We start from the raw sequence: 17,007 nt of genomic DNA on the forward strand, positions 1-17,007 counted from the left end.
CCGCTAGCTTCTGTCGGCGGGTGCTGCCAGGGTGGAGTTTGTGACCACAGCAACCGCGCTACCCCACCTCGATTTCGAGCGGTGCTACCGAGCGGTGTCCTCGAAGGATTCCCGTTTCGACGGGCAGTTCTACACCGCCGTGCGCACGACCGGAATCTATTGCAGGCCATCGTGTCCCGCGATCACACCGAAGCCGGTCAACGTCACCTTCCTCCCGACCGCCGCAGCGGCCCAGCACGCAGGCTATCGCGCGTGTCGGCGCTGCCTACCCGATGCTGCACCCGGTTCGCCGCTGTGGAGAACGCGGTCCGATCTGGCGGCCCGCGCCATGCGACTGATCTCGGACGGAGTCGTCGAGCGTGGCGGCGTCGACGCTCTCGCGTCGTCGGTCGGATATTCGTCACGACAACTCACCCGGGTATTGACGGCCGAACTCGGCGCCGGACCCCTTGCCCTCGCCCGAGCACACCGCGCCCACACCGCTCGACTGCTGATCCAGACGACTCGAATGCCGATGTCGGACATTGCATTCGCCGCAGGATTCGCGAGCATTCGGCAGTTCAACGACACGGTCCGCACCGTATTCGTCGTCACCCCGACGCAGATGCGGACCGAATCACAGCGCCGACCCAACGTGTCGACGGCGCCGGGCACGGTCTCGCTGCGACTCCCCTACCGTGAGCCCCTGGACGCGACCTGGTTGTCCTGGTTTCTCTCGGCCCACGTCGTCGACGGCATCGAATGCTGGCGCGACGCAACGTACTTCCGCAGCCTGCGCCTGCCGCACGGCCACGGCACAGTCGGACTCGGCATCAAGTCGGGCTACGTCGACGCGAATCTGTCGCTGACGGATATGCGCGATCTCGCACCTGCGGTTGCTCGGTTGCGTCACCTGCTCGACCTCGACGCCGACCCCCGAGCAATAGACGACGCCTTGTCGACCGATCCAGCGTTCGAGAAGGCGGTGGCCACCACCCCCGGCATCCGGGTCCCGGGAAACGTCGACGCCGAGGAACTGCTCCTACGCACGATGATCGGACAGCAGATCTCCCTTGCGGCCGCCGCCACCCACACGGCTCGGCTCGTCGCCGCCCTCGGCGAACCGATCGCCGACCCGAACGGCGCAGTGACACACCTGTTCCCCACCGCCGAATCGATCGCCGCCCACGGAGCCGACATCCTGACCGGACCGGCGCGACGAATCGAGGCAATCGTCGACATCGCCGACCGGTTGGCGACAGGGAAGCTGACGTTGCACTGCGGTCTCGACACCACCGAGGCGCAACGAGAACTGCTTGCATGCAAAGGAATCGGTCCGTGGACCGCGGACTACGTCACGATGCGACTCCTCGGCGATCCCGACATCCTCCTCGACACCGATCTCGTTGTCCGACAAGGGGCTGCAGCGCTCGATATAGACCTTGCGGCAAGCGACGCCTGGAAACCCTGGCGATCCTATGCATCCATGCACCTGTGGCAGACTGCCCTCTCCCGAAGGAACTCGAAATGACCTATTTCGCAACGCAGTTGACTCCGATCGGCCCGTTCACGACCATCGTCGACACCGACGACGTCGTATTGGCTTCCGGCTGGACCGCCGAACCGGAGGACCTCCGGCCCCTGATCCATCCTCGGATTCGACCGACCGAACTCCACGTTCGCACCGAGCTCGGCAACGTCACCCGGGCAGTCGCCGCCTATCACGACGGCGCTATCGATGCCATCGACGACATTGCTGTACAACAGCATTCGGGTGAGTTCCTCGAACACGCCTGGAAGATCCTGCGCGCGGTACCCGCTGGGGCACCGATAACCTATTCCGCGTTCGCGGAACTGTCCGGTCGCCCGGCAGCGGTGCGCGGCGCGGCGAGTGCTTGCGCGCGCAACGCAGCGGCGTTGTTCGTCCCGTGTCACCGGGTACTGCGGATCGGCGGAAACCTCGGCGGATTCCGTTGGGGCCTACCAGCCAAGCGATGGCTGCTCGATCACGAGAATGCGGCTGCCACACGGGTGTGACGGGGAATCGCTGTCCACTGTTCGACGGTCGAGTTTCGAACTGCGGCCGACATCTTCCGTCGCTAACCGAAACGCACGGATAGTCTGAATCCGTGACCGAACCGGACGATAAACCAGCGGAGGCTCTCGCAGGCACTTTCGACGTCGATCGCGGTGACGTCATCGGGAAAGGACTGCTCTGGCTTGCCAAGTGGTCGATCTGCATCGTTGCGATCGCTGCGGGCGCGTGGGTCACCGGCTACGTCATCTCGAAACTCTGGGTCATCGCACTGCCGGTCCTGATGGCGATCGTCATCGCGACCGTGCTGTGGCCACCGACCCGGGCGATGACCAAGCGCGGCGCGCCACCCGCGGCAGCCGCAGGCATAAGCCTGCTGACGTTTTTCGCAGTACTCGCGGGCATCATCGCCGTGATCGTCCCGTCCGTCGTCGATCAGGCCCCAGAACTCGCCGACAAGTCCACCGACGGCGTCAACCAGGTCCGCGACTGGTTGCAGGGTCCACCGCTGAACATCCGCGACGAGCAACTCGATTCCGCGGTCCAAGCCATCGTGACCAAGGTCGAGGCCAGTGCCGAAGCGATCGCGACCGGTGTGTTCAGCGGAGTCAGCGCCGCAACGTCGTTCCTCGTCGCGTTCGTTCTCGTGCTTTTCCTGACCTTCTTCTTCATCAAGGACGGCCCCCGTTTCATCCCGTGGCTGCATTCGGTCACCGGCCGAAGGACCGGCCATCATCTGGAAGAACTGTTCACGAGAGTGTGGGCGACCCTCGGCGGCTTCATCCGAACGCAGGCGCTCGTCAGTCTCATCGATGCCGCGTTCATCGGCATCGGACTTGTGATCCTCGACGTTCCGCTTGCTTTGGTCCTCACCGTCATCACGTTCCTCGGCGGGTTCATCCCGATCGTCGGAGCTTTGGTCGCCGGTGTGCTTGCGGTGTTGGTCGCACTCGTCGGCAACGGTTTCACAACGGCCCTGATCGTTCTCGGCATCATCCTCGCGGTGCAGCAGATCGAGGGCAACGTCCTGCAGCCGATCCTGCAGAGCCGCAGCATGAACCTGCATGCCGCGATCGTGCTGCTCGCGGTGACCGCGGGCGGATCGCTGTACGGCATCGTCGGGGCGTTCCTCGCGGTGCCGGCAGCCGCAGTGGCTGCCGTCATCATTCGCTATCTCGGCGAGCAGATCGACGCCGCGACGGTCAGCCTGCCACCTGCGCCTCGAGACGCGAGCCCGCCCGACCCCGAATGACGTGTAGGCGGTTCGGAATTCGCTGTCGCATTTCGTCGACGTGGCTGACGACGCCGACAACCCGGCCGCCTGCGCGCAGCTCGTCCAGGACGCCCATCACCGAATCGAGAGCTTCGTCGTCCAGACCGCCGAAGCCTTCGTCGATGAAGAGTGTGTCGAGTATCAGCCCGCCTGATTCCGCTGCGACCACATCGGCGAGGCCGAGCGCGAGTGCAAGCGCCGCAGTGAAACTCTCGCCACCGGACAACGTTTTCGCAGGCCGCACCGAACCGGTGTAGTCGTCACTGATGTCGAGGCCGAGGCCGCCACGCTTGCCGCGGGACCCCCGCGCGTCGGTATGCACGAACTCGTACCTACCGCCCGACATCCGACGCAGCTGCGCAGAGGCAGCGATAGCGACTTCCTCCAACCGCGCCGCCAAAACATACGAGCGCAACGACATTCGACGAGAGTTCTGCCCGCGTCCGGCGACCAGTTCGGCGACGCGCTCCAGTTCATCGTGGTCGTCCTGCATCGGTGCGAGCCGGTCGAGCGCTGACCACAGATGGGCGGTCAACTCCTCCAACTGCTTCGAACGCTGCGCTGCTTCGGTGTGCGCGACGAGGGCGGCGTGTAGGTCTGCTGCTGCGCGGCGATTCGCTTCCGAGAGTGCCTCGAGATCGGCTGGCGGCAGATCGCGAACAGCGATGATATCCGGATCCCCCAGAACTGCTTTCGCGTGAGCTCGGAGGTCGGCGGCGTCCGCCAGCACCTGCTCGATCGCACGTTGCCTCTCGTTCGACCGCCTCGCCGCCCCGGCGGCCGCTGCCGACTCGAACCCGTTGTCTGCGGCCAGCCGCTCGACTCGATCGGTCGCCTGCTCGGCCGCCGCGGCAGCACCGCTTGCCTCGGTGCGCACGTCGCGCCAGCGCAGCGCCCTGTGCACGAGCAGGTCGAGCTTCGAGAGAGCTTCTTCGGCCGTCCCGTCGGCCCCCATCGCCGTTCCGGCCCGATCACGCAGGGTGGCAATACGTTCGTTCGTCGTCTCGATTCGTTCGGCCAGCGCGCTGAGCCGTCGCTCCGCGTCGCGTATGACACGGTCCAGGTCGTCGGCGCGCTTACGCTCGTGAATCAGCTTCTGCTCCAGCTGTATCGAGTGTCGCTGCGCCGCAGTCGCATGTGCCACAGCTGCATCAGCGGCTGCCAATTCTTCCGCAAGTTCGGTCGTTGCTCGATCCCCACCGCGCCCGACCAGCGCATCGATGCCACGCTCGACCGACGCGAGCACGGCAACAGCCGCGTCTCGCTCGGTCACTGCGGCGGCCTCGGCTGCCGCGGCGAGCCGCTCGTCGGCTTCCGATACCGAGTCGTCGACAGGCTCTGCCCGCGACGGATGTTCGGCGGAACCACACACCTGACACGGCTGACCATCGACCAACGCACCCGCAAGTTCTGCCGCCATACCCGCGAGGCGGCGCTCCCGGAGTGCAAGTACGTGCTCCTTCGCCTCGAGCTGGCGCGTCCGCAGCGCATTGACCCGCTCTCGCGCACCGGTCAAAGTTGCTGTCTGTCTCCGATATTCGACGGCTGCCGCGTTCGCGTCCCCCGCATCGTCGCGCCGCTTGATGCGGGCGGGCAGTGTCGCAGCAGTCTCGACGGCGCGCAGAAGGTCGTCTTCCAACGATCGAAGAAGGTCCGGAAGCAGCTCACGTTCGGCGTTGTGGGCGGCCGCCTTTGCAGACAGGTCGTCTCGTTCGGCAACCAGGGCGTCCCGAGCGGTTTGCAGGCGCAGGCACTCCCTCGAATCTGCGACGATGTCGTCGAGCCTGCTGATCTCTTCGGTCCACCGCCGGACCGCAGCATCGATCACTGCGGAATCCGCCGGACCCGCCGGCCACCCGACCGCACCGGCCAGTTCGGCACCCTCGGGCAGGTCCGCGAGTTCGGCCGAGGCGTGCTCGAACACCGAATACGTTTTTGCCGCATACTCTTTCGCCGTAGTGGTTGCGGTCAGCGACGCAGCGACCGACTCCGCCCGACGAGCCCACGCAAGTTCGTCGGTGACGTGCTGGCGGTCCGCGGCGGAGGACTCGTACGCTTCGAGTTGTGCCGCGGCGGTTGCCATCCGACGCTGCAGATCCGCGGTACGACGGGCGTCTGCCAACCGTTGTGCAGCATCCGTCGACACGCCTTCGCAGGAGCGCAAATGTTGCTCGCTCGCGGCCTTGGCGGTCCGCGCGTCGGCCAGCAGCTGCTGTGCCCATTCGAGCGCATCCGGCTCCGGCTCAGCGACCCCGGCCGCCGTGCATATCTGCGCGAGCAGGCGATCGACAGCCTGCAGACGATCGGCGAGTCGGTCGGCACTCGAGCGGCGCCGGTTCGCGAGCCAATCCTCCGCGCGGCCGAAACGTTCTGTGTCGAAGAGCCTTTCGAGGAGTCGCTGGCGCTCGTCGTTCTCAGCGCACAGAAAGCGAGCGAACTCGCCCTGCGGGAGCAGCACCACCTGGAAGAACTGATCGGCGGACATTCCGAGCAATTTGTTGATCTCGTCGCCGATCTCCGGGATCCGCGTCAGGTTCCGACCACCGTCCAACCACGTCAGTGTCGCTTTGGCGTTCTCTACCCGGACTCCGGTGCTGCGCAGCTTCGGGCGCTCGTGTTGGGGACTGCGGACCAGCCGCAGACGACGCCCACCGATCGTCGCTTCCAGGACAACCTGCGGCACCACACCTGCAGGCGCATGATCGGAGTGCAGTCGTTTGCATTCACTGCGCGCGCCCGGGACAGTGCCGTACAGCGCAAATGCGATGGCGTCCAACACCGTTGTCTTGCCGGCTCCGGTGTTGCCGTGCAGTAGGAACAGCCCATCGGTGCCGAGTGCATCGAAATCGACCGTTGCCGTGTCGGCGAAAGGCCCGAACGCAGTGACCTCGAGCTTGTGCAGCCTCACGCCGTTTCCTCCAGCGGCACTTCGGGATCAGCGCGGTTCTCGTCGATGGCTGCGGCCAATGCCTCTCGCAGCCAGCCGAGCTCGCGTGCGGACGGTTCGGCGTAGACGTCGGTGAAGAAGCTGCGGGCAACATCGATGTCCGTGCGACCACGCACGCGAGCCCGGTAGGGAAGAGCCGAATCGGATTGCAGCCGTTGCCATTCGACGTGTACCGCGTGGGGAAATCGTGTCTGCAGCCTGCGCATGGCGTCGACCGGACGGACGACGTCGGTGAGTACCGCGCTGACATAGTGTCCGCGCACCGCATCGAAGGTCGGATCGGTCAGCAGTTCGTCGACAGTCCCCGTCAGTCGACTGAGCGGCCGAACGACAGGCAGATCGCGCCGCTCGACGCCGACCAAACCATGTGGGCCGAGGTCTGCCAACCACACCGCTTTGCGATGCGTGCGTTCGCCGAAGGAGTACGGCAGCGGGGAACCCGAGTATCTGACACCCTCGGCCAGCGTCTGGGGCGAATGCAGGTGACCGAGTGCGACGTAGTCGATCCCGGCGAACGCGTCGAGCGGAACGGTTTCGACGCCGCCGATCGAGATCGACCTTTCCGAACCCGTCGCCGTACCACCGACGACGAAGGCGTGGGCGAGCACAACGCTGCGCAGCGCGCCGCGCGCAGCAATGTCGGCGTTGATCCGAGCCATTGCGGCATCGAGCACCTGGGCGTGCGAACGAGCCTGTGGCACGCCGAGTTCCGCGCGCGAGGTTTCCGGCTCGAGGTAGGGAATGCCGTAGATCGCGACCGGCCCATGCTCGTCAGACAGCACGACAGGCCGATCGACCGAACCGATACGAGTGATCAGGTGCAATCCACCAGCAGCAGCGAACGTGGCTGCTGCACCGAGGCGAGCCGGCGAATCATGATTGCCCGACGTCGCGACGATGACGGCGCCCGCTGCCCTGATCGCCTCGAACCCTTTGTTGCACACGTCGATCGCATCAGCATTCGGAATTGCACGGTCGTACACATCGCCGGCGACGACCACGACATCGACGCGACATTCGGCAACGAGTTCGGCAATGGCTTCGAGCGCACACGACTGATCGGCGAGCAGGTCCACACCGTGGAAGCTGCGTCCGATATGCCAATCGGAGGTGTGCAAGATCCTCATGTCGCCGACGGTAGGCGTATCCACCGACAGTTTCGGTGAGCCGGGCCAGCGTTTCGCAGTCGGATCCGCTCACATCCGCCGACAGCGCAATCCGTGCGGCGAACTTGTCGGTGACCTCGTGCACGATCACCGCCATGACAGCGATGACAGCACTCGGGCTCCTGCTGGCGGCGGCATTCGGAACCGCCTTCGGCTGGTTGCTGCATGCCTCGCGCTCCGATCACCGCGCCGCACGAGCCGAGGCCGCTCTCGCAGCAATGCGCGAGAACGAGCATCTGCTTCGACAGTCCGTCAGCGCAGCCAGCGAGGATTCGGCACGCAGGCAGTCCGGCGCGATCGGCGAGCAGATCTCCCAGGTCGTCACCCCACTCCGCGAGGCGGTCGGCGCGCTGACCCAGCACGTCAATCAGGTCGAGAATCAACGGGCTCACGCGTATTCGGGCCTCCGCGAACAGGTCGCCGGGATGCATCGAACGTCACAGCAGCTGACAACGCAGACGAGCCAATTGGTCGGCGCGCTCAAAGCTCCGCAGGTGCGCGGGCGGTGGGGCGAGATGCAGCTGGAGCGAGTCGTCGAGCTCGCCGGGATGGTTCGGCACTGCGATTTCGATACCCAGGTCACGCGCGCTGGTTCCCGCCCTGATCTGTTGGTGCACCTTGCAGGCGGTAAACAGATCGTCGTCGACTCGAAGGTCCCGTTTGCCGCGTATCTCGATGCGATGGAGGAAGACGATCCGCGCGCAATCACCGCACACCTCGTACGCCACGCCCGCCAACTCCGCGCGCACGTCGACCAACTATCGGAGAAGGCCTACTGGGAGAACTTCACTCCGACCCCTGAGTTCGTGGTGCTGTTCCTGCCGGGCGATCCGTTCCTCGACGCTGCCCTGTCGACCGATGGCGAGCTGCTCGAGTACGCATTTGCGCGGAACGTGATCCTTGCGACACCGACGACGCTTATCGCTCTACTCCGTACGATCGCCCATACGTGGCGCGAGGAATCACTGTCGAAGGATGCTGCCACGATCCAGCAACTCGGTCGCGACCTCTACTCGCGTCTCAATGTTGCCGCCACCCACCTGGATCGCCTTGGGAGACAACTCGGTAAGGCCGTCGAATCGTTCAATCAGACGGTCGCATCGATGGAGTCACGAGTGCTGGTGACCGCACGGAAATTGAACGACCTGCCGTCGTTCGAAGGCGATGTGCCCGAGGTCGACCAAGTCGAATCCTGGCCGCGCGCCGTCGGCTTGGCCAATATCTCCCCTACTAACGGTCATGCCAACGATGCATTCTGATTTTCAGCGGTTAATGTCGTTATGTGTCTGGTTACCAACGCGCTCGCTCCTCCGTGCCTCTAGCGCAACGGTCGGCGTTGCCGACGGTACCCGGCGTGTCGGCCGCGATCGCAGTGCTCATCGCCGTTGGAGCGACGTTCGTCGGCTTCCTGATCGATGCCTCGCGTGGCTCGGAACTGACGGGCGCGTTCTCCGTGCTCTACTTCCTCGGTTGCATCGCAGCGGTCATCGCGGTTCGTCATCGTGGCTTGTTCACCGCGATGGTCCAGCCGCCCCTCATCTTGTTCATCGCAGTGCCGCTGGCATCCCAGTACTTCACCGAAGAACCCGGCAAGTCACTCAGGGACATCCTCCTCAACGTTGCGCTACCTCTGGTCGACAGATTTCCGACCATGCTGGCGACAACTTTGCTCGCGCTGATCATCGGCCTCGTTCGGATGTTCCTCGTGAGCCAGCAACGCAGCACACTCCCGCGTCGAACTCGCAGCGCATCGGCAGCGGAGGACGAGCCTCGTCGACCACGGCCCGGCACTCGTCCACGCCGGCCCGCGAAACCCGACGCGGAGGCGGGACCCACCCCGCCGCGACGCGACGCCCGCAGTACCCGTCGCGAGCCTCCGATCGGACGCGAGACTCCCCCACCGCGCAGTGCCTACCGGGACGATCCGATTCGGCAGAAGCGTTACGACGATCCGCCGACGCGCGACCGCGCCCCGCGCGAAGCACCGCAGTCCGAGGCGCCCGGCACCTATCGCTACCGGTACCCGAAGCCACCGGAGGATCCGCCGGCGACGCGTTCGACGCCCCGCGCGGAACGGTTGGTCCACGACTACCCCGCTCGGGACTATGCGGCGCGGGACCACGCGACTCGAGATTATGCAGCTCAGGACTACGCAGCGCGAGATTACGCAGCTCAGGACTATGCGGCTCCGCAGGCACGAAGGCAGGCGTCAGAGGGGCGAAGGCGTGCCGATGTCCCGGCCCACCCGAGCCCGCGAGTGCGTTATCGAGATCGCGAAGAGTAGTGACTGTGACATTGGCTCGCTCCGCTCGCTGGGCTTCGGGGCCTTTTGCGTGTGAGCTTCCCTCCTCCTTCGGTCGCTGCGCTCCCTCAGTCGTCAGTCCAGCTCACACTGGCCCCTCCGCGATCTTCGTTCGCGTTAACCCCGGTTAGGTCCGGCTCCCACGCAGTTCTCTTGGCAGCGAGAAGACCAAGGTCTCATTGGCTGTCGTCACAGGCTGCACGTCGGCGAAACCGTGCTCGGCGAGTAGGTCGATCACGCCGCGGACCAGCACTTCGGGCACCGATGCACCCGAGGTGAGGCCGACTGTCTGGCAGCCGTCGAACCAGGTCGTGTCGATCTCGCGGGCGTAGTCGACCAGGTACGAGGCGCGGGCACCCGCTCCGAGTGCTACCTCGACGAGCCGCACCGAGTTGGACGAGTTCTTCGAGCCGACGACGATCACCAAATCGCATTCGGGCGCCATCGCTTTGACGGCGACCTGCCGGTTCTGGGTCGCGTAGCAGATGTCGTCGCTCGGCGGATCCTGCAGCGTGGGGAACTTCTCGCGCAGCCGGGCGACCGTTTGCATGGTCTCGTCGACGCTCAGGGTGGTCTGCGACAGCCAGATGACCTTGGCTTCGTCGCGGACAGTGACGCGGTCCACCGAATCGGGTCCGTCGACCAACTGGACGTGATTCGGTGCTTCGCCGGCAGTTCCTTCGACTTCTTCGTGGCCTTCGTGGCCGATGAGAAGAATGTCGTAGTCGTCGCGCGCGAACCGCTTGGCTTCCTGGTGCACCTTGGTCACCAGCGGGCACGTGGCGTCGATCGTGCGCAGGCTGCGACTTGCTGCGGCGTCGTGCACGGCAGGCGACACTCCGTGCGCGGAGAAGACGAGCAGCGAACCCTCCGGAACTTCGTCGGTTTCGTCCACGAAGATGACGCCCTGGTCTTCCAGCGTTTCGACGACGTGGCGGTTGTGGACGATCTCTTTACGCACGTAGATGGGGGCGCCGTGCTTCTCGAGTGCTTTCTCGACGGTTTCGACAGCGCGGTCGACCCCGGCGCAGTAACCACGTGGTTCTGCCAGCAGGACTCGCTTACCGGTCGCGGTACCGACGCCACCTCGACCCGCAGATCGTGTGATCCCGACATTGAGTGGTACAGGCGCAGACATACCTCGAGGATACGTGTCGATGGCGCTCCATCCGCCCTCACAAGGACGGATCACACTCTCAACTACCAAATCTGCCGCTCGTCAGGCACCCTATGGTTATGATTCGACCTCCTTATCTGGCGCGGGTTGCCGCTGGTGCCGCGGTGTACATACTCGAAGAGACCCGTAAGTTCCCTTCGACTGCTGTGACGCTGCCGATGACCGCGTTCAGCCAGATGCTCCAGACCGGGATGCATTTCCAACAGTTCCTCACGAGCTTGGCCATCAAGGGCGATCGGGTTTTCAGTCCGCTGCTCGGCCCTGATCAGGACCAACCGGAGTGGGCGACGTTCGACGAGGACGAGACCGAACTCGATGTGCCCGATATCGCCGAACGCTCGGAAACCCCGGGTCGCTTCGCGTTGTACTCGATGCCGCCGAAGGAGCAGCGCGCAGGCGTGAGCACCCCGCGATCGACGAACGCGTCGTCGAATGCGGCTCCAGCGCCTGAACCGGCAGCCGAGCCGGAGATTGCTGCGTACCTCGATTACGCCAACCTGACGCTTGCACAGCTGCGCGCACGGTTGCGGAACTTGTCACTCGAAGAGTTGACGGCACTGCTCGACTACGAAGAGGGCAGCCTTGCGCGCGCCCCGTTCGTGACGATGCTGTCCAACAGGATTGTTTCAACGAAGGCGAAGTGACTGCTGCCCAGCAACCACGGACCTCCAACTCTGCCGAGAATCCGTGGCCGGTCCGGTCGGTGTCGACGAAGGTCACCCAGTGGATCGATCGCCTCGGCAGCATTTGGGTCGAGGGCCAGATAACTCAGATCAACGTTAGGCCCGGCACGCGGACCGCATTCGTCGTATTACGTGATCCCGCCGCCGACATGTCGTTGACGGTGACCTGTACACCGGAACTGATCCGAGATTCGCCCGTGGCGTTGACCGAGGGCAGCCGCGTGATCATGTTCGGCAAGCTCGCCTTCTATCCCGGCCGGGGCACGATCTCGCTGCGCGTCACCGAAATTCGCGCAATCGGCATCGGCGAACTCTTGGCCAGGATCGAGCGCCTGCGGGCGCTGCTCGCGGCGGAGGGGCTCTTCGATCCTCGCTTGAAACGACCGATTCCGTTCCTGCCCAGGACGATCGGGCTGGTAACGGGCAGGGCAAGCGCCGCTGAACGCGACGTCGTTTCGGTCGCGCAAAGCCGTTGGCCTGCAGTGCGATTCGTGATCAAGAATGTTGCCGTCCAAGGTCCGACCGCTGTTCCGCAGTTGCTCACCGCCATCGCAGAACTGGACGCCGATGCCGACGTCGACGTCGTCATCCTTGCGCGCGGCGGCGGCAGCGTCGAAGATCTGCTGCCGTTTTCGGACGAGACGCTGTGCCGTGCGATTGTCGCGGCGCGAACGCCGATCGTCAGTGCGATCGGCCACGAACCAGACAGCCCGCTGAGCGACTATGTCGCGGACCTTCGTGCCGCGACGCCGACCGACGCAGCCAAACGCGTCGTTCCCGATGCCAATGCCGAGCAAGCACTGGTCGCCGACTATCGAGGTCGTGCCGTGGCTGCGCTGCGCGGGTGGGTCGAACGCGAACTCCGCGTGATCGGCCAGATTCGAAGTCGTCCAGCACTGGCCGAGCCGACTCGCGACCTCGCAGGTCGTGCGGACGAGATTGCCATGCTGAGGCAAGCCGCCCGGCGCGACATCGTTCGCGCGCTCGATCTGGAAGGCACGCGGGCCGCTCATCTCCGAGAGCGCCTGACGACACTCGGACCAGCGGCGACACTTGCGCGTGGATACGCGGTCGTCCAGCGAATGAACGGAAGCGCGGACCCACACGTGCTACGTTCTGTTGCCGATGCCCCGCCCGGAGCGCAGCTTCGGATTCGGGTTGCTGACGGTGCTGTCAGCGCTGCATCGCTCGGGCCGCATCGATAGGATCCCCCGATAATTCCCACTGTCGCTCCGCTCGCCCTCGGCGCGACGATCGAAGTACTTGATGGAAGCGACGGAACATTGCCGCACAGTGACGACACCCCAACAGAAATCTCGCAGATGGGCTACGAAGCGGCCCGCGAAGAACTCGTCGACGTCGTTCGAATCCTCGAACAAGGCGGATTGGACCTCGATGCCTCGCTCGCTCTCTGGGAGCGTGGGGAGGCGCTTGCCAACCGTTGCGAGGAGCACCTCGCCGGTGCACGCGGTCGAGTCGAAGCAGCACTCGCGGCCGCGGAGGCCAACCGAAAGTAGTCTCGCTTTGCTCTTCGATCACAGCTCCGACGAGGACTATCGTCGGTTTTGTGGATGCGTCATCTACTGTGCCGGGCGATCCCCCTGCGTCGGCGCCGATTCTGTTCGGCGCCCCTTCGACGGGTTCCAGTTTGCTGCCGTGGACATGGGCAATCGCGCGCCTGTCGCTGGCGAAGAATTACTGGATCTCGACCAACCGCCCCGACGGTCGTCCGCATACTCGCCCCGTTTGGGGTGTCTGGCTCGATAATTCGTTGTGGTTCAGCACGGGCTCACTTGCTCGGCACAACCTCGTGGGCAACGCTGCCATCAGCGTGAATCTCGAGGACGGCGATGCGGCGGTGATCATCGAGGGAACCGCGCGACCGGCGATCGCAGCCGGCGAACTGCGCAGGATGTGCGAGCACTACGGATCGAAATACGACTGGCCGATGCACCCGACCGCAGTCGGAATCGAGGACAGCGACGGCTCCGGCGGACCAGTGTTCCGAGTGTTTCCCCAGGTTGTCTTCGGCTGGGAATCGAATCTGCACGCACCGACCAGGTGGCGGTTCGACTACGTCGGCCCCAGCCACCCCTAGTCATCCCCGAGGTCACCGCGGCAGCGGCGTCGCGTCCCCGATGGCCTGTGCGACTTCGGCGAACTCCGCGGCCGTCGCTCCACCGGCAATCAGGATGGAGGCGTCGCCGAAGTTCGCGAACCATGCCCGTTTCTCACCTTCGCCGCCGTAGACAACCCACTTGCGAGTGCCGATCGTTTCGGTGCCGACCGCGGTGCTCTCGCCGACGACCTTGCGGACCAACGCGTCTTCGCTCGCATTGCTCTGGTGGATTTCGACGTAACGGCCGTTCGGAGAGACGTAGCCGATTCGACTCGACACGCTGCCGCCAGGAACTTGGACGCGCTCGGCCGAGTTGGGTTGCCAACCGTCCGGCAACACCGGCTTTCGTATCGGGAATCCGAGCTCACGCGCATCGACCTGGGAGACCGCGTCGACGTCGATCGTCGGTACCGGCCCAGGTTTCGGACCGCCGGGGCTGAAGCTGCACTGGCTGGCAATCCCCGCGATCGCCAAGCACAGAAGCACGAGCGGGATGAGCGAGAGAGCCATATCGCGCGAGCTGTGAAATATGCGGGGTTTGTCGGAGGCCACGCCGAAAAGTATCCCAGCCCCGAGTTCGGCCGTCACACTGGCAGGCGTGGCACAGGCCAAAGCACGGCTGCACAAGCCGTTCTGAAAGAATCACCCATGTTCCCGACGCCGGCACACGAGGCCGCCGCGTGACGTAACCAGGAGGCACTGCGGATGACGTCCAGCATCAAACCCAGTCGACGCGAAGCACCGGACCGCAACCTCGCCCTCGAACTCGTACGAGTCACCGAGGCTGGAGCTATGGCGGCCGGACGCTGGGTCGGACGCGGTGACAAAGAGGGCGGCGACGGTGCCGCGGTCGACGCGATGCGGCAACTCGTCAGCTCGGTATCCATGCGCGGCGTCGTCGTCATCGGCGAAGGCGAAAAGGACGAAGCACCGATGCTCTACAACGGCGAACTCGTCGGCAACGGCGACGGACCCGACTGCGACTTCGCTGTGGATCCCGTCGACGGAACAACGCTGATGTCGAAGGGTATGCCGAACGCCATCTCGGTGCTCGCGGTGTCCGAACGCGGTTCCATGTTCGACCCGTCGGCCGTGTTCTACATGGACAAGATCGCCGTCGGACCCGACGCTGCGGACGTCATCGACATCACCGCGCCCGTCTCGGAGAACATCCGTCGCGTCGCGAAGGCGAAGAAATCGTCCGTCTCCGACATAACCGTGTGCATTCTCGATCGGCCACGGCACAACGACCTCATCCAGAAGGTGCGAGACACCGGTGCCCGCATCCGGCTCATCTCCGACGGCGACGTCGCGGGAGCGATCGCTGCCGCACGGCCCGAATCGGGTACCGACATTCTCGTCGGCACGGGCGGCACACCCGAAGGCATCATCGCCGCCGCCGCGATGCGTTGTATGGGCGGGGTTCTGCAGGGTCGTCTTGCCCCGACCGACGACGAGGAACGCCAGAAGGCGATCGACGCAGGCCACGATCTCGACCGCATCCTGCTGACCGAAGACTTGGTCTCCGGCGAGAACGTCTTCTTCTGCGCAACCGGCGTGACGGACGGCGACCTGCTGCGCGGCGTTCGCTACAGCGGCGGCGGAGCAACAACGCAGTCGATCGTGATGCGCTCCAAGTCCGGCACCGTTCGCATGATCGACGCCTACCACCGCCTCACCAAGCTGCGTGAATATTCGGCAGTCGACTTCGATGGTGAAGACGGCGCAGATTTTCCGATGCCTTGATCTCCGGCCGCCCGCTCCCCGACCCACAACTGGCAAGGTTTACCTCATGACCGAGAGCACAGAACAGCAATACCGCATCGAGCACGACACGATGGGCGAGGTCCGCGTCCCCATCGATGCCCTGTGGCGTGCACAAACGCAACGGGCCGTCGAGAATTTCCCGATCAGCTTCCGGCCACTCGAGCGCACCCAGATCCGCGCGATGGGCCTGCTGAAGGGCGCGTGCGCGAAGGTCAACAAGGACCTCGGCCTGCTCGACGCCGACAAGGCGGACGCGATCATCGCGGCTGCGAACGAGATCGCTGAGGGCAAACACGACGACCAGTTCCCGATCGACGTCTTCCAGACCGGGTCGGGCACCAGCTCGAACATGAACGCCAACGAGGTCATCGCCAGCATCGCGAAGGCGAACGGCGTCGACGTGCACCCCAACGACCACGTCAACATGTCGCAGTCGTCCAACGACACGTTCCCGACCGCGACGCACGTCGCCGCGACCGAAGCCGCTGTCACCGATCTGATTCCAGCGCTCGAATACCTGCACGAGGCGCTCGCCGCGAAGGCGACCGAGTGGAAGACCGTCGTCAAGTCGGGCCGGACCCACCTGATGGACGCCGTTCCCGTCACCCTCGGTCAGGAGTTCGGCGGCTATGCCCGCCAGATTCAGGCAGGCATCGAGCGCGTGCAGTCGACGCTCCCCCGCCTCGGTGAACTTCCCATCGGTGGCACCGCGGTCGGCACCGGTCTCAACGCACCGGACGGCTTCGGCCCCAAGGTCGTCACCGAACTCGTCGCCTCGACCGGTGTCGACGCACTCACCCCCGCCAAGGACAGCTTCGAGGCCCAGGCCGCGCGTGACGGCCTCGTCGAAGCATCGGGTGCGCTGCGCACCATCGCCATCTCCTTGACCAAGATCGCCAACGACATCCGCTGGATGGGATCGGGTCCGCTGACCGGACTCGGCGAAATCCAGCTTCCCGACCTGCAGCCAGGCAGCTCGATCATGCCCGGCAAGGTCAATCCGGTTCTGCCGGAAGCGGTTACGCAGGTCGCAGCGCAGGTCGTCGGTAACGACGCCGCAGTCGCATGGGGTGGCGCTGCCGGCGCGTTCGAGCTCAACGTCTACATCCCGATGATGGCGCGCAACCTCCTCGAATCGTTCAAGTTGATCGCCAACGTCTCGCGGCTGTTCGCCGACAAGTGCGTCAGCGGCCTGATCGCGAATGTCGATCACCTCAAGGAACTTGCGGAATCGTCGCCGTCGATCGTGACTCCGCTGAATTCGGCGATCGGTTACGAAGAGGCAGCTGCCGTCGCCAAGCAGGCGCTCAAGGAGAAGAAGACGATCCGCCAGACCGTCGTCGACCGTGGCCTCATCGGCGACAAGCTGTCGGAGGAAGAACTCGACCGTCGCCTCGACGTCCTCGCAATGGCAAAAGTGAAGTAGGGCACGGCCACATCGTCACAGGATTTCCGACAGCGGGGATCGCAGCATTCGTGCAGCGGTCCCCGCTTCGTGTCCGGGTGAGCGGCGCGCCAACTCGTCGCTGCTAGCACCTGAAAGGGCGTCGTTCAAGATC

15 protein-coding genes are annotated in these 17,007 nt (G+C 64.9%); 11 read left to right on the plus strand and 4 right to left on the minus strand.

From position 1 onward, the window contains the following. Positions 1 to 40: 40 nt before the first annotated feature. The 3 genes from JGU71_RS27745 (at position 41) to JGU71_RS27755 (ending at position 3,266) form a co-directional block, all read left to right on the plus strand. Entirely contained in the window at positions 41 to 1,510 is a 1,470-nt protein-coding gene (locus JGU71_RS27745; protein ID WP_199708386.1) for a DNA-3-methyladenine glycosylase 2 family protein, read from the plus strand. After that, positions 1,507 to 2,016, plus strand: a complete 510-nt coding sequence (locus JGU71_RS27750; RefSeq protein ID WP_199708388.1) for a methylated-DNA--[protein]-cysteine S-methyltransferase — start codon at positions 1,507 to 1,509, stop codon at positions 2,014 to 2,016. The genes JGU71_RS27745 and JGU71_RS27750 overlap by 4 nt, the downstream gene beginning before the upstream one ends. A gap of 92 nt (positions 2,017 to 2,108) precedes the next feature. After that, positions 2,109 to 3,266, plus strand: a complete 1,158-nt coding sequence (locus JGU71_RS27755; protein WP_199708389.1) for an AI-2E family transporter — start codon at positions 2,109 to 2,111, stop codon at positions 3,264 to 3,266. Here JGU71_RS27755 and JGU71_RS27760 read toward each other — a convergent pair. Both JGU71_RS27760 and JGU71_RS27765 read right to left on the minus strand, forming a co-directional pair. Then, entirely contained in the window at positions 3,217 to 6,195 is a 2,979-nt protein-coding gene (locus tag JGU71_RS27760; protein ID WP_199708390.1) for an AAA family ATPase, read from the minus strand. The two genes, JGU71_RS27755 and JGU71_RS27760, sit on opposite strands and share 50 nt — an antisense overlap. Further along, positions 6,192 to 7,361 carry an exonuclease SbcCD subunit D gene (locus tag JGU71_RS27765; RefSeq protein ID WP_199708391.1) on the minus strand — a complete coding sequence of 390 codons (1,170 nt, stop codon included), beginning with the start codon at positions 7,359 to 7,361 and terminating at the stop codon, positions 6,192 to 6,194. The genes JGU71_RS27760 and JGU71_RS27765 overlap by 4 nt, the downstream gene beginning before the upstream one ends. A gap of 134 nt (positions 7,362 to 7,495) precedes the next feature. On the opposite strand from JGU71_RS27765, the gene JGU71_RS27770 reads away from it, so the two are divergent. Both JGU71_RS27770 and JGU71_RS27775 read left to right on the plus strand, forming a co-directional pair. Further along, the gene (locus tag JGU71_RS27770) at positions 7,496 to 8,659 is read left to right on the plus strand and encodes a DNA recombination protein RmuC (RefSeq protein ID WP_199708392.1); all 1,164 of its coding nucleotides are present in this window, start codon (positions 7,496 to 7,498) and stop codon (positions 8,657 to 8,659) included. Positions 8,660 to 8,754: 95 nt separating this feature from the next. Beyond that, on the plus strand, positions 8,755 to 9,684 hold the full coding sequence (locus tag JGU71_RS27775; protein WP_199708393.1) for a DUF6542 domain-containing protein: 930 nt from the start codon (positions 8,755 to 8,757) through the stop codon (positions 9,682 to 9,684). A gap of 145 nt (positions 9,685 to 9,829) precedes the next feature. Here JGU71_RS27775 and JGU71_RS27780 read toward each other — a convergent pair whose 3' ends face one another. Continuing rightward, positions 9,830 to 10,840, minus strand: a complete 1,011-nt coding sequence (locus JGU71_RS27780) for a 4-hydroxy-3-methylbut-2-enyl diphosphate reductase (RefSeq protein ID WP_199708394.1) — start codon at positions 10,838 to 10,840, stop codon at positions 9,830 to 9,832. A gap of 98 nt (positions 10,841 to 10,938) precedes the next feature. On the opposite strand from JGU71_RS27780, the gene JGU71_RS27785 reads away from it, so the two are divergent. The 4 genes from JGU71_RS27785 (at position 10,939) to JGU71_RS27800 (ending at position 13,660) form a co-directional block, all read left to right on the plus strand. Then, the gene (locus JGU71_RS27785) at positions 10,939 to 11,523 is read left to right on the plus strand and encodes a lipid droplet-associated protein (protein WP_199708395.1); all 585 of its coding nucleotides are present in this window, start codon (positions 10,939 to 10,941) and stop codon (positions 11,521 to 11,523) included. Then, entirely contained in the window at positions 11,520 to 12,767 is a 1,248-nt protein-coding gene (gene xseA, locus JGU71_RS27790; RefSeq protein WP_199708396.1) for an exodeoxyribonuclease VII large subunit, read from the plus strand. The genes JGU71_RS27785 and xseA overlap by 4 nt, the downstream gene beginning before the upstream one ends. A gap of 78 nt (positions 12,768 to 12,845) precedes the next feature. After that, positions 12,846 to 13,079 (plus strand): exodeoxyribonuclease VII small subunit, encoded by a 234-nt coding sequence (locus JGU71_RS27795; protein ID WP_199708397.1) that lies wholly within the window; start codon positions 12,846 to 12,848, stop codon positions 13,077 to 13,079. 50 nt (positions 13,080 to 13,129) lie between these two features. Further along, positions 13,130 to 13,660 (plus strand): pyridoxamine 5'-phosphate oxidase family protein, encoded by a 531-nt coding sequence (locus JGU71_RS27800; protein ID WP_199708398.1) that lies wholly within the window; start codon positions 13,130 to 13,132, stop codon positions 13,658 to 13,660. Positions 13,661 to 13,672: 12 nt separating this feature from the next. Here JGU71_RS27800 and JGU71_RS27805 read toward each other — a convergent pair whose 3' ends face one another. Continuing rightward, positions 13,673 to 14,233, minus strand: a complete 561-nt coding sequence (locus tag JGU71_RS27805) for a DUF4245 domain-containing protein (protein ID WP_199708399.1) — start codon at positions 14,231 to 14,233, stop codon at positions 13,673 to 13,675. Between the two features lie 153 nt (positions 14,234 to 14,386). On the opposite strand from JGU71_RS27805, the gene glpX reads away from it, so the two are divergent. Together glpX and JGU71_RS27815 are read left to right on the plus strand one after the other, a co-directional pair. Continuing rightward, positions 14,387 to 15,427 carry a class II fructose-bisphosphatase gene (glpX, locus tag JGU71_RS27810; RefSeq protein ID WP_199708400.1) on the plus strand — a complete coding sequence of 347 codons (1,041 nt, stop codon included), beginning with the start codon at positions 14,387 to 14,389 and terminating at the stop codon, positions 15,425 to 15,427. A 46-nt stretch (positions 15,428 to 15,473) separates the two neighbouring features. After that, the gene (locus JGU71_RS27815) at positions 15,474 to 16,874 is read left to right on the plus strand and encodes a class II fumarate hydratase (RefSeq protein WP_199708401.1); all 1,401 of its coding nucleotides are present in this window, start codon (positions 15,474 to 15,476) and stop codon (positions 16,872 to 16,874) included. Positions 16,875 to 17,007: the final 133 nt, after the last annotated feature.

The sequence above is a fragment of the Antrihabitans stalagmiti genome (assembly GCF_016482825.1).
GTDB lineage: Bacteria > Actinomycetota > Actinomycetes > Mycobacteriales > Mycobacteriaceae > Antrihabitans > Antrihabitans stalagmiti.

Excerpts from the sequence above, each read along its gene's own strand:
- JGU71_RS27750 (WP_199708388.1), top strand. The coding sequence starts at position 1,507 with ATGACCTATTTCGCAACGCAGTTGACTCCGATCGGCCCGTTCACGACC.
- JGU71_RS27785 (WP_199708395.1), top strand. The coding sequence starts at position 10,939 with ATGATTCGACCTCCTTATCTGGCGCGGGTTGCCGCTGGTGCCGCGGTG.
- JGU71_RS27780 (WP_199708394.1), bottom strand. The coding sequence starts at position 10,840 with ATGTCTGCGCCTGTACCACTCAATGTCGGGATCACACGATCTGCGGGT.
- JGU71_RS27770 (WP_199708392.1), top strand. The coding sequence starts at position 7,496 with ATGACAGCGATGACAGCACTCGGGCTCCTGCTGGCGGCGGCATTCGGA.
- JGU71_RS27765 (WP_199708391.1), bottom strand. The coding sequence starts at position 7,361 with ATGAGGATCTTGCACACCTCCGATTGGCATATCGGACGCAGCTTCCAC.
- glpX (WP_199708400.1), top strand. The coding sequence starts at position 14,387 with ATGACGTCCAGCATCAAACCCAGTCGACGCGAAGCACCGGACCGCAAC.
- JGU71_RS27815 (WP_199708401.1), top strand. The coding sequence starts at position 15,474 with ATGACCGAGAGCACAGAACAGCAATACCGCATCGAGCACGACACGATG.